Origin of the sequence: Mesonia aestuariivivens (genome assembly GCF_019311235.1) — a bacterium.
GTDB classification, from domain to species: Bacteria; Bacteroidota; Bacteroidia; order Flavobacteriales; family Flavobacteriaceae; genus Mesonia; species Mesonia aestuariivivens.
Window position 1 is genome coordinate 1 of the sequence record NZ_JAHWDF010000015.1, and the last position, 14,585, is coordinate 14,585.

Here is a 14,585-nt window from a genome sequence, read left to right on the forward strand (position 1 = left end):
ACAGGAAACAGGAAGCGGGATTTTTGAATGTTGAATTGTGAATGTTGAATTGGTATTTAGTAGTGAGTATTGAGTAGTGAGTACAATTTTGAATGTTATCCTTCGGCAAGCTCAGGATGAAAGGGAAGAGAGAATAGAGAATAGAGAATAGAATTTAGACTATTTCTTTGAAACAGGAAGCTAGATTTTTGTCTAAAAATAAAATTACTGAGGGTGCTTGCACACCCGTAAGGTGAGGTACGGGTTACACTCACTAAGTGTTTTACACCTGCAACGCGTGGGTTCTCTTATTTTTTAGCTTGTAACAGTTAGTCTTAGGCATCAAGCCGAGCTAGGGCTGGTAAAAAGGAGCTAGGATTTTTAGAATCAAGAACCTAAAAGGTTCAACTTCAGCTTCAATTTCATTTTCATTCATCACCCCTCCCCTCTGAACGTTTCAATTACAGGCTACCCAAATAAACACTCAGCGAAGCTTGTTGTTCTTCAGGTCGATAATAACCTACCCATATATAAAATTGAGCAGCAGCATCCCAAACTTCTGGTAATTCAAAAGTAGCTTGCCCAGCTTGCCTTTCAGCCACTTGCTCCACAAAACAGAATTGATGTAAATCTGGTTGGTACACCACTACAAAAAGTTGATCGTCTGGCTGCGCCATGGCTTGCTCCTGTTGAGGTTCCCAAGTGAGTAGAACTTCGTACATTCCCTCCCTTTGAAACACTACCTGTTCAGGCATTCGAAGATCGCCATAACTCATCAAACAACGGGAATAGACGAGTTGAAAACCTTCTCCGCTAGGGGTCAAAGCATGGCGTAAATAATAAGATTTGATATGATTAAAACTAGGGGAATTTTGCTGTAACGGAAAGTAGGTATTCTTTAAAATCCATCGGAGGGGCGTTAAAAAATGCATCACCATCTTCATTTTGCTTTGCTGACGCTGTTGCAAAACGGAAGGCTTTTTCGTTACATTCGGCAAACTACTTACATAATTACCGTACTTTGTTTTTTTAAACACCACCGACCCGGCTTTTCCAGAAAGTTCTCCCAAAGGATTATTAATAATTCTTGCCATGACAAATTCATTTTTAAAGTAAGCATCTTATAAAGATACTCAAAATGGTCATTTAAAATCGTGATGATCCTTTAATAATTTAAGGTAACGTTATCACTACTCCGTAACTTCTTCGAGTTTTGCTAGTAAATTATAGGAAATACGGTACTTTAATCAAGGAAAACTCGAAGAAGTATCGAAGAAGTATCAATAAAGCTAGGGGGATGTTGGGAAGATCGTTAATCGGAAAATAATTTTTTAAACGAATGTTTTAAACATGCATTATTCGCTTCAAGCAAAACGCTTTGAATGGTAAGCATTGATACGCTAATTAATAAAAAACAGTTAGCGTTACCGTAAAGAGAACACTTTCTACCAACAATCAGGTAATATAAAAAGATGATTTTAGGATTAGTAGCCACCTTAATACGGGTAACTTACCAATTCTTCCACTTCACCTTAACTCTTTCAAAAAGTTTAAGAAGTTTGAATAAACATTTTATAAAACTACCAACTATTAAATTATATTATTTAACTACTTTTACTGAAAATTCGGTACTAAATTTACTAATTTTCTAAATAAGCCCTTTTTAAAATGTTACAGATTCTCAATATCGAAATTAATAGTCAGTCACGTATCCCTAAATACAAGCAAATTGTCGACTCGATTATTAACGACATTTCTAGAGGCAATCTACAAGTAGGTGAAAAAATACCCTCGATTAATGAATTAAGTGAATACCTTCTGCTCTCTAGGGATACAGTAGAAAAGGCTTATAAACTTTTAAAAGAAAAGAAAGTCATCGTCTCGGTCAAAGGAAAAGGTTACTACACCGCCAAAACCGATCTGATTTCTAAAGTAAATGTTTTTTTCTTGGTAAACAAACCGAGTACTTACAAGATGATGATTTATAACTCTTTTGTAAATACAATTGGGGTGAACGGTCACGTTAATTTATTCATCTACCATTGTGATGAAATTTTATTTAAACGTTCAGTAGAAAAAAATATAGGCGCTTATGATTATTATGTAATTATGCCACACTTTCGAGATGAGAATTCTAACCACGTGAGTTATACCGATGAGATATTAAAATTAATGGAGAATATCCCTAAAGATCAACTTATTTTATTAGATAACACTAAACCTCATATAAAAGGAGATTATGGTTCAATTTATCAAGACTTTCAAAAAGACATTTACAATGCTTTAAAAGAAGGTATTGAAAAAATAAAAAAATACGATAAAATCATCTTAGTCTACCCTCGTAAATCAGTAAATCCATACCCTCGTCGAATTCTTCACGGTTTCAAACAATTTTGTATCGAGAATAATTTTGATTTTGAAGTGTTAGATGAAATTTATGACGATATGGAATTGCAAAGCAAAGACGTTTACGTCACCATACAAGAACGAGACCTGGTCAATTTAGTTCGACAAGTACGTGCTAAAAATTTAGAGTTAGGAAAAGACATTGGTATCATTTCTTATAACGAAACTCCGCTTAAAGAACTTTTAGGGATCACCGTGATTAGTACCGATTTTAAAGCAATGGGAGAATCTGCGGCTTATATGGTGCTAAAAAACAAGAAAGAAAAAGTAAAAAACGTGTTTAAATATATTGAGCGTAATTCTCTATAAATACCATCATCACAGTACAGGATACCTAAGTACTTAAAGCCCTCTATCTTTAAAGCTAAATTCTAAAATTTAGTTATGGTTTCATTTCAGAAGTACTGCTTCTTTTTTTTCTTCGCTTTAAGTGTTCATTTTTCGGTTCAAGCACAAATAAAACTACCGTCTTTAGTGGGTGATCATATGGTTTTACAACAAGATACCGAGGTTAAGCTTTGGGGCTGGGCTTCATCAAATGAAAACATCAACATTACAGCAGATTGGCTATCAAAACCAATAACAATTTCTTCTGATGAAGATGGAAATTGGAAAACCACAATTAAAACGCCAGAAGCCGATCATCAACCCCACCAAATTACTTTAGAAGGAAAAAATAAAATTGAAATTAATGATATTTTATTCGGAGAAGTTTGGTTGTGTTCAGGGCAATCCAATATGTATTTTCCAGTAGGTAAAAAAGAAGATACTTGGAAAACCGGAGTCACTAATTATCAGGAAGAGGTCAACAATGCAGACCAACCACAAATCAGACTTTTTACCGTTGGTTTAGCAGCTTCTCAAACTCCTTTAAAAGACGTTAAAGGAACCTGGCAAATAGGCTCTCCTGAGACCGTTTATAATTTTTCTGCGGTAGCGTATTTCTTCGGAAAAAATCTTTATGAAAATCTCAACGTCCCTATAGGACTTATTTCTTCGTCTTGGGGAGGCACGCGCGCTGAAGCTTGGACTTCTCAGGAAGTCTTAGAAGATACCCCAGATTACCTTCCCATTTTAGAACGCTTTACCGAAAAACAAATTTCTTATTACAAAAAACTACAACACTATTATCAAGAAAAGGAAAAAGCTCAAAGAGATTCTTCCAAATTAACTTTAGATAAACCAACTTATGGCGAGTTAAATAAAGATCCATATGTATTATACAATGCGATGTTGCATCCTTTAATTAATTACACCATCAAAGGTGTTACTTGGTACCAAGGTGAAAGTAATGCCCAACGTGCCTATCAATACCGCACATTGTTTCCTGATATGATCCAGAATTGGAGAGAAGATTGGCAACAAGAAAACCTGCCCCTTTATTTTGTACAAATCACTCCGCATCACAGTCAAAATCCTGAAATTCGTGAAGCACAACTTATGGCTTACCGTTCAGTAGATCATACTGGAATGGTGGTGACCACCGATATCGGGAATCCTAAAAATATTCATCCTGAAAATAAACAAGAAGTAGGCCGTCGCTTAGCACTTTGGGCACGTTCCAATACCTATGGAGAAAAAAATATTGAATATTCGGGGCCAATGTATAAAGATTTCAATGTGAAAAGAAACAAAATTCAGATCTATTTTGATTTTGCTGAAAACGGATTGCAAAAAAAAGGAAAACAACTCACTCATTTTGAGATTGCCGGTGAAGATCAAAAATTCTATCCTGCGAAAGCAAGAATTAAAGGAAATACGGTAATTGTTTCTTCAGCTAAAGTTAAAAAACCGGTAGCAGTTCGTTTTGGCTGGAGTAAATCTCCTGAACCTAATTTGTTCAATACTGCCGGATTACCGGCTTCGCCATTTCGTACAGATAATTGGCCCGGAGAAACTCATCAAAAATTTTGAAATCAGAAAACCTTACGGAAATTAAACCACAATGATCAAACTAAAACTTACTTTCTTTCTCTGCTGTTCATTGTTTTTTCTGAACATAAACGCTCAGAAAACCCTAAAAATAATGCTTTCAGGTCCCGATTTTGAGCATCAAAAAGAATGGGGTTTTAAAGTAACCGACGGCCAAAATTCGGGCGAATGGACAAAAATCGGCGTACCCTCGCAATGGGAAACGGAAGGCTTTGGAACCTATACTTACGGGCGTTGGTACAAAGAATTGAATCAGGAAGAACCTAGCATAGAAGAAGGTTTTTATAAGTATAAATTTGAAGTTCCGCAAGAATATGAAGATCAGCAAGTAATCATCCATTTTGGTGGGGCAATGACCGATACTGAAGTAAAAATCAACGGAAAATTGGCCGGTGAAAAACATCAGGGTGGTTTTTATGAATTCAGTTACGATATTTCAGATTTGATCAATGAGGACGAAAAAAATCTATTGGAAGTTCATGTTTGGAAACATTCAGAAAATCATAATGTCAATAGAGCAGAACGCTATGCAGACTGGTGGTTATTTGGCGGAATTTACCGTCCCGTTTGGCTAGGTATTTTACCTAAAACCAACATCAAGCACGTCGCTATCGATGCCAAAGCAGATGGAAATTTAACGGCCGATTTGGAGTTTGAAAATCTTCCTAAAAAAGCCGAAGTTGAAATTTCACTAATGGCAGATGGCGCTGCTTCTTCAAGCTTCAAAAAATTCACAAAAGAGCTCGATAAAAAAACTAAAAAACAACGAATTTCAGTTCAGTTTGAAAATATAAACCCTTGGAATCCGGAAGATCCTAACTTGTATTGGGTGCAATTCGATTTAAAGAAAAACGGAGAAGTTTTACATTCCATCAAAAAACGTATTGGATTCAGAACCTTAGCATTTAAAAAACGTGATGGAATTTACGTAAACGGCACCAAAATTAAAATGAAAGGGATTAACCGCCATAGCTTTTGGCCGGAATCTGGGCGAAGCACCAGCAAGCGTATCAGTGTGATGGATGTTAACCTCATCAAAGATATGAATATGAATGCGGTACGGTTTCATTATCCGCCAGACACGCATTTTCTGGAAGCTTGTGATTCTCTTGGTCTCTTTGTTTTAGACGAATTAGCCGGATGGCAAAATGGATATGACACCGAAACTGGACAAAAATTGATCAAAGAAATGGTTGAGCGCGACGTGAACCATCCTTCAGTAATTATTTGGGATCAGGGAAATGAAGGCGGCTGGAATTACGAATTGGATGATGATTTCGCAAAATACGACCCTCAAAACAGAATTGTGATTCATCCCTGGGCAGATTTCAATGGTTGGGATACACACCACTACCCTACGTATCAAACGGGAGTACACCGTTTTGGAAGTGGCGAAAATGTATTTTTTCCAACAGAAACGATGCACGGAACTTATGATAACGGAATCGGCTCCGGATTACGTGACTTTTGGGAGCATTACAGTGAAAGTCCGCTTTTTGCCGGAAGTTTTCTTTGGGTTTTTAGTGACGAAGCTGTCTTAAGAACCGATTGGACAGGAGAACAAAAATATGATTCGAAAGGAAATTTAGCGCCCGACGGAGCTTTGGGGCCGCACCGCGAAAAAGAAGGTAGTTTCTATGCCGTGAAAGAAGTTTGGGCGCCAATGCAATTTCAACCTTTGCAAATCACACAAACTTTTAATGGTGAGTTTTTAGTTGAAAACACCTATTTATTTACCAATTTGAATGAATGTAACATCACTTATAAAGTACAGCAAGCGCCTAAGAATTTCTTGTATGTAGATGCTGAAGTACAAACTATTTACAAAGGAGATTTTGAAGTTTCGGACATTCAACCGGGTGAAACGCGTAAGTTGAAAATGCCTGTAAAAGACAATTTTTTTGAAGGTGATTGGGTTGAAATTACAGCTACCGACAAGCACGGAAGAGAAATTTATACCTGGACCTGGAAAATTCATCACGCAGATGCGTTTGCTGCTAAATTCATTCAAAAAAACAAAGAAGAAAAAGCCAGCGCTACAGACAATGGAAATTCGGTTGTTTTAAATGGTGGAAGCGTAAGCGTAAAGATCGATAAAAAGACAGGTGAAATTACTAAAATCACCAACGCTAAAGGTGAAATGCCATTTGTAAACGGTCCTCGCCCAATTGGGATGCAAGCCAAAGTGGATAAAATCGAAATCAAAAACAAGACAGAAAATGCAGTAGCTACCGTGTTTTACAATGGCGGCATCGATCATATTAAATGGACAATCACCAAGGACGGAAGAGTGCATATGGAAGCGATTATGCTGAAAAATGCCGGCCGCAACAGTGGTTTTGATGGTGCATTTTTCCAGGGAGAAATTAGTAAATTCGGACTTACTTTTGATTTTCCTGAAGAGATTGTTGAAGGTTTCAAATGGTTCGGAAAAGGTCCGTACCGCATTTGGAAAAACCGTTTGGACGGAGTAGAATACAACGTTTGGGACAAAGATTACAACAACACCATTACAGGTGAAAGTTTTGAAAATCTCATCTATCCAGAATTTAAAGGATACCACGCAAATTTCATTGCTGGAAAACTAGAAGCGAAAGACAAAACTTTTAGAATTTTCAGTGAATCAGATCAATTGTTCTTGCGCTTATTTACGCCCGATGAACCTAAAAACACTATTTCCAACGCCAAAGCTCATCCCGATTTCCCGGAAGGAAATATTTCGTTTATGTATGAAATTCCGGGAATGCACGCTTTCAAACCGCTTTCGCAACAAGGCCCCAGCAGTCAGCCCACCAACATCCGAATTAAAAGTGGTGATGATGGAATTGCTATGAAATTATGGTTTGATTTCCGTTAGTATTGAGTATTGAGTATTGAGAAAATAGACAAGAGAAGCAACAACCAAGATGATCACATCATCCTTGTTGAGAATCTGATGAGGTTCCGTTTCAGGCAAGAAATGACAATCAAAAAAGTAATAGATGAAAATAAAAAAACAAGGGCCTACTTTTTAATTCTGTAGTAATTGTAGGGAAATAGCCCAGCGATGGATGTGGAGCAAAGGATTAGTGAAACGCTTTCCCTTGCGCAGGATAAACTATTTTTCTAACAATTCAAGGAAATAAAAATAAGACTAGACTTTTTTGCTACTTTTTTTGGCAATGAAAAAAAGTAGAGAGAAAGAAAATCTTTAATAACGAAGCGATCTAGCATCTGAATGACATAAAACAACTTGCGCAAGGGATTGAAAAGTAAACCCCGTATTGCGACCAGAGGAAGCAAACGGAATTGAAACGGAAAGTCCGACCCGAGAGGGATGCGCCCAAAAACATCAACTAAAATATGAAAACAACCAAGTTATTTGCCGTGTTATTACTTATGGCAAGCTTTTTAAGCTGCAAACAAAAACCAGAGAGCAAACCTACCGTTTACATCATCGGCGATTCTACTGTGAAAAATGGTAGCGGTAAAGGTGACGGCGGACTTTGGGGCTGGGGTGATTATATGGATCAGTTGCTGGACACTACAAAAGTTGCCATTGAAAATCACGCTTTAGGTGGCACTAGTAGCCGAACTTTCCAGAGCAAAGGTCTATGGGAACCGGTGAAAGATAGTCTGAAAAAAGGAGATTATGTATTGTTACAATTTGGACATAACGATAATGGTCCTATCAATGATAATTTTCGTGCACGTGGTACTATAAAAGGAGTTGGAGAAGAAAGCGAAGAAATTGATAATATGCTTACCGGCAAACACGAAATAGTACATTCTTATGGTTGGTATTTGCGTAAAGTAATTAAAGAAACTAAAGAAAAAGGCGCTATACCAGTAGTAATCTCGCCTATTCCCCGCAACGATTGGACAGACGGAAAATTGTCTAGAAACGATCAATCGTACGGCGGTTGGGCAAAACAAGTTGCCGAAGAAGAAGGCGTTACCTTCATCAATTTAAATGAAAGAATGGTTAACGTCTTGAATCCAATAGGAGAAGAAAAAGTAACCGGCACGTACTTTTACAAACGCGACCATACGCATACTTCGGCACGTGGGGCATTGCTTTCGGCTAGTTTAATTTCTGAAGGTTTGGCTGCATCTGATAATGATTTGAAAACATATTTACTGAAAGATCCTAAGACGCATTTACCTGAAAAGAAAGATATTTTCTTAATCGGCGATTCTACCGTTGCTAGCAATAATGATACACTTGTAGGTTGGGGAGTTGTTTTCGAAAAATATTTCGACACGACCAGAGTTCGTATTCATAACAAAGCTAGAGGAGGTCGCAGCAGTCGTACGTTTAGGGGTGAAGGTTTATGGGATGCAGTGAAGGATTCGCTCAGCGAAGGGGATTTTGTGTTGATGCAATTTGGGCATAATGACGGCGGACACATCGATACCCCTAAATATCGTGGTTCTATTCGCGGAATGGGCGATGAAACGCAGGTAGTCAATTTTAGCAACGACAGTACGGAAGTGGTGCATACTTATGGTTGGTATATGAAAAAATATATTGAAGAGACGCGTGAAAAAGGAGCTACTCCTATTGTGTTGAGTATGGTGCCCAGAAATATCTGGCACGGAGAAAAAGTAGAGCGCAATGATGACGATTATGCCGGATTAGCAAAAAAAGCCGCAGAAGAAATGGATGCCATTTTTGTAAATCTAAATGATGAAGTAGCACTCAAATACGAAGCAATGGAAAAAGAACAAGTGAAAGACTATTTCCCAAAAGATCATACCCACACCAATAAGGAAGGTGCCGAATTGAACGCCTTAACGGTTGCTGAAAAATTAGAGCAAATTAGAAATTGCTACATCCGCGATTATATTTATTTGCCAGAAGAAGCAAAAAATTAAACTCATTGTCTTTGATATTTATACTAAATACATCACCCCGAACTTGATTCAGCGTCTGATGCTATGAATTCATATTCTTAATTATTAAACGAGGTTACAGATCAGATCCGGAATCTGATAAGTGTTTACTTCATATAAAAAACTTTTTCTAAAGGAATAACTACTGGAGAGTGATCTGGATTAACTTCCATTAAATCTGCCATGTACTCCCACCATTTTTTCATGAGTGCATGTTTAGGCAATTCAGCTTCGGTTGAATTCTCCTTCAGTTTTTGAACCGCGAAAAGACTTAGGCTTTCTTCGTCTAAAAATATATGGTAATCAGTGATACCATTTTCTTTCAGCAAGCTTTCTAATTCAGGCCAAATTTCGTCATGACGTTTTTTATATTCAGCCTCATTACCGGGTTTTAGTTTCATTTTAAAGGCAACTGTTTTCATATTGATATTTGATTAAATGGAAAGATAGTAAATAAACACTTCGACAAGCTCAGTAGAACAAATTAGCATAACTACAGGGTTTTAAAAATCTTGTAGGAGAAATAGAATTTATCGCAAGGGTACGTTCACTTCTTTTGCATCTTTACTAAATTGTTTTGCAATAGCTTGCTTCATTTTCTCTGCGATTGTTGGATATTGCTGGATCACATTGTTTTCTTCGGAAGGATCTTCTTCAACATTGAATAATTCAAACTCGGTTTTAGCATGGAGATGACGCGTTCTTACAAGTTTCCAAGGCCTTTGAATCAAGCTTTCTTGTTTATGCCCACGAACGTAAATGCTATGATGTTCATTCGTTTTCTCTTTTAAAATTACAGTTAAGCTCTCTCCTTCCACTTGTTCAGGAATTTTTACTGCTGCTAATTCTAAAAATGTAGGCATGACATCGATTACGGAGGTATAATTATGATTTTTTTCAGCTTGCATAAAATTATTATTCCACGAAATAATTGCGGGTACCCGAATGGCTCCTTCGTAATTACTGGTTTTATAATTGCGTAAAGGCTGATTACTTCCTAATTGATCATTCGGTCCATATTTACCTTCATATTGAGATGTTGGATGCCAGTTTTCTTGTGCTCCATTATCGCTCATAAACAATACAATGGTATTTTTTCGTAATCCTAAACTATCTAAACGCTTCAAGACTTGACCTATCGCATCGTCCAAATGACTCATTGCGGCGGCGTAATCACGTCTGGATTCACTCTTTATAAAGCTGTATTTATCTCTCCATTGCAGTTCAAAAAAACACTCGAGATGACTTCTTAACTAACAAGTAAATTTATAATTCACCTAATAGACTAGTTGAATTGTCACATCGAGCGGAGTCGAGATGTTATGATATAGCTTTCGACTCCGCTCAAGCTGACACTAATGCAATAAAGAAATAATTAAAAGATTACTTTGAAAAATTAATGCTAGTCTTCTTTTTAGAATTGCTTAAAATACTTACGGTAGAAACATTTTCTTTTTGCTGAATTTTTAAAGATTTCCCGTTTGATTTAGCTTTGGAATAATTTCCGTGTAAACGAATTTCGTAAGTTCTATCATCTAATTTATAGTTCCCTTCCGCAGGTTGAATTGTTACTTTTACCTCATCTTCTTCAGCATTCACTTCAATCGTCGTCAACGCATATTTTCCTTCTTGATACTCTAAACTTTTACCATCATCATCGTAGAGCGTGAACGAAGAATTTCCGTCGGGATAAATATCTAACGTAATTTTTTTAATATCTTTTTCACCTACATATTGCACAACTTCTTGCGAAGGAATAATGGCTCCACCTTTTATAAAAATTGGCATTTCTTCAATAGGGCAAAGTACGTTTAAGTATTGTTTTCCTTCAAATTGTTCACCTGTCCAGTAATTGGTCCAATTTCCTTCAGGTAAATAAACGGTTCTTGTTTTTGCTCCTTTGGTGGTTACCGGGCAAATCATCATACTTTCCCCAAATAAATACTGATCGGTAATTTCGTAAACATTAGAGTCGTCTTGATAACCTAATACCAAAGCCCGCATTAACGGCATCCCGGTTTGATGATTTTCGTAAGCGGTACTGTAGATATAAGGAATTAAACGATAACGTAAATCGTCGTATTGCTTAAAGATGCGTTGGGCTTCTTCACCGTAATTCCAAGGTTCTTTATAATTAGGATGTTCCATCCCGAACAAGTGAGCAATCGGACTAAAGAGACCAAATTGGCACCACCTGATGTACAATTCCGGATCTGCCACGTGTTCAAATCCGCCCATGTTGTGACTCCAATAGCCTACGCCAGACATCCCTATATTTAGTCCGGCTTTAATGACCGGTTCGAAATATTGCCACTCACTCGGCCAGTCACCTGCCCAAATAAAAGGATACCGCTGAATCCCGGCATAGCCTTCACGGGTATGATTCATTCCGCGCATTTTGTTATAGGCTTGGTATTTTTCATAAGGTGCTTTGGCATAAGCTACCGGAAATAAATTATGCAAGGATTTAATTTCCTGACCTTGTGGTCCCGTTTTATTACTTTCATTGGCTTTTCTACCAAAGGCGCTTCCTTCATCGGTTTTAAAAAACATGGCGCCTTGTTCTGCGACGCGCATCGCTCCGTTTTCCCACCACCAATCGACTGCATCTTCATCAAAGAAATTGACAAATTCACCTGAATTGTTAGGTTCGGGATATACGTAACCGGCTTCTCTAGCTTCGTCCAACAAGCGTAGTTTCTTTCCATTATCGAAACGCGGACGAACATGGAGTCCTACGGCATTCAAGTTTAAGGCATATAAACTATCGAACATTTTTTCGGTGTTGTGAAAAGTTTCTCTCCACTCAAAAGTAGTGGCACCGCTCCCTCCATTTTCGCCAAACATTCTCCACGTAGAATCTAAGTGAAGTACATCAATAGGAATTTGGAATTGTCTAAATTTCTCGACCAAAGCCACCGGATAATTTGCAGAGGTTTCTTCTTCGTGACCCCAAGTACCACCGCTATATGTCCCTACGTGCAATCCCATCGCAAACTTAGGAAGCATCGGAGATTTTCCGGTAATGGAAGTATAGGCATCCAATATCTTTGGAAGATTAGGACCATACATAAAATAATAATCGAGCTCCTTATCTTCTGAAGAAAAGGTATAGGTTTCAGCATTTGATTTTCCCATATCCCAAGTGGAAGGATATGCGGTATGATAGAAGATTCCGTAACCTTTGGTACTCATAAAAAAAGGAACTGGTGCATAATTGGCTTCCAACACATTATAAGCTCCAATAATATGCGGTTTTCCCAATCCGCGACCTACGTTTAAAGTTACTTCTTTTCCTCGACGATCGAGCATATCCATACGTTCGCCAAAGCCGAAGAAATGCTCATCGGCTTGAAGTTTTTTAGTAGTTCCAAAAGTTTCTTCTGAAGTTTTTTGGTTGGAAGGAGCATCGGCATTTAATAAATTTCCTTCCTGATCGTAAATATGAATTTGAAACGGACTTTTCTGAATTTCAACGTTTAATTGACTGGTTTGAAAACTTAGCTTATCGGATGTTTCATTTTGCTGAACTTTTACTTGATCCCAATCGTAATTGATCACCATATACGGTTCATTTTCCTTGAACTTTCCGTTCCAAGAAGTTCTAAAGCGAACGATAGAAGAAGTACAGAATTCCACTTTCACATCGGCTGCTGAGGTTTTTAAATGAAAGGTATTGTTATTTTCTTTTTTTAATTTCTGAAAGTCACCCATTTGCTGAGCAAAAAAACTAACTGATAGAAAAAAGCTAAAAAGTGTGAGTCCTAATTTTTTCAAACTTGAGTATTTTAAAATTTCATGGTCTGTAAATATAGATGTTGTAAGCGCTAGAGGTATCCTGCACTATACTGTTGCTGAAGATAATCATCGAATTTAAAATGAAATAGTTTGGATAATCAGGCTATAAATCGACGAGTCCATTGATGTACATTTCTATATTTAAGTAATTCTCGCAAATACTACTTACTTCTAACGCATCTGTAGCATCATTAGGGTTTAATCCTAATTGATTTTCCCATATATCCGGAATACCATCTTGATCACTATCTGTGGGAGAATTGGTACTTTCATAATTGCCTAAACCATTATTTGATAATGACAAATCACTTTCTGTATATACATAAATCCCTTGTGTACCTTTGGAGTCAAGTTCAGCCATTATCAATTCATCAACTTCATCTTGTGAAGGATAATTAGCCCCGGCATTATTTTTCACATAATTATAGGCCTGACTAGCTGATAAAAATGTATTCATCTCTGGATATGGGTAAGGAGAACTTTTTAAGTTGGCAGGAAGAAGCCCGGGATAGCCTAAGGTATCTTCCGGTACCAAATTACCGTCTAAAATTCCATTCTTATTATTATCGAAATAATTTCCAGAAGCATATACATTGAACGTTTCTGTACCTCTAGAAAATGGTGTTTCTTCATTATCTAAAGTTAAGGGACCGCTTATAAAATAATTATTTATAATATTTACTTCTGAAACCATAGCGGAACCTCCCATTATATAAGCTGCTCCAGAAACAGTATGCCCCATTGGGTTATCTTTATTTCCATAATTGTAAACGATATTATTTACATATTCACTTTTTCCTTTCACTTTAGGATTTCTCGTTTTATTACTGGCATATAAAGAATTAAGAATACTGATATGTCCATTCTCTGATTGAATTAATCCGCCTGCAGAGTGATTGTGTCGATGAAGACCTTGAGCGATAATTGAATTTTGAATGGTAATACTATCGGGTTCAAAACCTTTCTTATCCCAATTAATTGAAAAAACTTCATCTAAGCCCCAAGAAACAGAAAAATGATCTAAAATGATATTTTTTCCGTTAGCGATTCCTGAGGCATCAGTATTTTTTGAAATACCTGAAGTATTTCCTAACCGAATTCTTAAATAACGGGCAATGGTGTGATTAGCACCGGTGAAAGATACTTTTTGCCCATACAAAACTATACCATCTCCCGGAGCGGTTTGTCCGGCAATGGTTAAATTATTTGCTATACTAACCGGAGATTGTAAATTAATAATACCACTTACCTCAAATAGAACAAATCTTCCCGACTTACTTACCGCATCCCTAAACGAACCCTGTCCACTATCGTTAAGGTTAGTTACTTTATATACTTCTGGATGCGCTACGCTTCTAGCCCCAGAAGCATATTTTCCAAAACCTTGAGCCGTAGGGAAGGCAAGTACTTGATCTTCGCTACAAGCATCATTGTTTCCGCCACCCGGGAAAAAATCATCTGTGATACACGAAACAAATAAAAAAGAAAAAAGAAAAATTATACAGTTTAGTTTGGACATGATTATTATTTTAAAATTTTAATATCATTAAATTACTCATTATATTGATTTACAGTATCCTGCACTATACTGTGTC

At 37.1% G+C, this 14,585-nt stretch carries 9 protein-coding genes; 4 read left to right on the top strand and 5 right to left on the bottom strand.

Annotation, left to right across the window (positions count from 1 at the left end; all coding sequences use genetic code 11):
- Positions 1-440 precede the first annotated feature (440 nt).
- Complete coding sequence (locus KW502_RS12535) at positions 441-1,073, bottom strand: DUF6266 family protein (protein WP_219040901.1); 633 nt, start codon at positions 1,071-1,073, stop codon at positions 441-443.
- A 574-nt stretch (positions 1,074-1,647) separates the two neighbouring features.
- On the opposite strand from KW502_RS12535, the gene KW502_RS12540 reads away from it, so the two are divergent.
- The 4 genes from KW502_RS12540 (at position 1,648) to KW502_RS12555 (ending at position 9,174) form a co-directional block, all read left to right on the top strand.
- Positions 1,648-2,694 carry a GntR family transcriptional regulator gene (locus KW502_RS12540; RefSeq protein ID WP_219040902.1) on the top strand — a complete coding sequence of 349 codons (1,047 nt, stop codon included), beginning with the start codon at positions 1,648-1,650 and terminating at the stop codon, positions 2,692-2,694.
- A 75-nt stretch (positions 2,695-2,769) separates the two neighbouring features.
- On the top strand, positions 2,770-4,299 hold the full coding sequence (locus tag KW502_RS12545) for a sialate O-acetylesterase (protein ID WP_219040903.1): 1,530 nt from the start codon (positions 2,770-2,772) through the stop codon (positions 4,297-4,299).
- A 112-nt stretch (positions 4,300-4,411) separates the two neighbouring features.
- Positions 4,412-7,174, top strand: a complete 2,763-nt coding sequence (locus tag KW502_RS12550; protein WP_255554236.1) for a glycoside hydrolase family 2 TIM barrel-domain containing protein — start codon at positions 4,412-4,414, stop codon at positions 7,172-7,174.
- 485 nt (positions 7,175-7,659) lie between these two features.
- Positions 7,660-9,174 carry a rhamnogalacturonan acetylesterase gene (locus tag KW502_RS12555; protein ID WP_219040905.1) on the top strand — a complete coding sequence of 505 codons (1,515 nt, stop codon included), beginning with the start codon at positions 7,660-7,662 and terminating at the stop codon, positions 9,172-9,174.
- 125 nt (positions 9,175-9,299) lie between these two features.
- On the opposite strand, the gene rhaM is transcribed toward KW502_RS12555, so the two are convergent.
- From rhaM to KW502_RS12575, 4 genes are all read right to left on the bottom strand, one after another.
- Entirely contained in the window at positions 9,300-9,614 is a 315-nt protein-coding gene (rhaM, locus tag KW502_RS12560) for an L-rhamnose mutarotase (protein ID WP_219040906.1), read from the bottom strand.
- Positions 9,615-9,722: 108 nt separating this feature from the next.
- Complete coding sequence (locus KW502_RS12565; RefSeq protein ID WP_255554242.1) at positions 9,723-10,415, bottom strand: sulfatase family protein; 693 nt, start codon at positions 10,413-10,415, stop codon at positions 9,723-9,725.
- A gap of 160 nt (positions 10,416-10,575) precedes the next feature.
- A complete protein-coding gene (locus tag KW502_RS12570; RefSeq protein ID WP_219040908.1) occupies positions 10,576-12,969 on the bottom strand; it encodes a glycoside hydrolase family 31 protein in 2,394 nt (797 codons plus the stop codon).
- Between the two features lie 124 nt (positions 12,970-13,093).
- Positions 13,094-14,509, bottom strand: a complete 1,416-nt coding sequence (locus tag KW502_RS12575; RefSeq protein ID WP_219040909.1) for a pectate lyase family protein — start codon at positions 14,507-14,509, stop codon at positions 13,094-13,096.
- Positions 14,510-14,585: the final 76 nt, after the last annotated feature.

What these genes read in the sequence shown, in the direction of transcription:
- KW502_RS12535 (WP_219040901.1), bottom strand. Translation starts at nt 1,073, where the DNA reads ATGGCAAGAATTATTAATAATCCTTTGGGAGAACTTTCTGGAAAAGCC.
- KW502_RS12540 (WP_219040902.1), top strand. Translation starts at nt 1,648, where the DNA reads ATGTTACAGATTCTCAATATCGAAATTAATAGTCAGTCACGTATCCCT.
- KW502_RS12545 (WP_219040903.1), top strand. Translation starts at nt 2,770, where the DNA reads ATGGTTTCATTTCAGAAGTACTGCTTCTTTTTTTTCTTCGCTTTAAGT.
- KW502_RS12550 (WP_255554236.1), top strand. Translation starts at nt 4,412, where the DNA reads ATGCTTTCAGGTCCCGATTTTGAGCATCAAAAAGAATGGGGTTTTAAA.
- KW502_RS12555 (WP_219040905.1), top strand. Translation starts at nt 7,660, where the DNA reads ATGAAAACAACCAAGTTATTTGCCGTGTTATTACTTATGGCAAGCTTT.
- rhaM (WP_219040906.1), bottom strand. Translation starts at nt 9,614, where the DNA reads ATGAAAACAGTTGCCTTTAAAATGAAACTAAAACCCGGTAATGAGGCT.
- KW502_RS12575 (WP_219040909.1), bottom strand. Translation starts at nt 14,509, where the DNA reads ATGTCCAAACTAAACTGTATAATTTTTCTTTTTTCTTTTTTATTTGTT.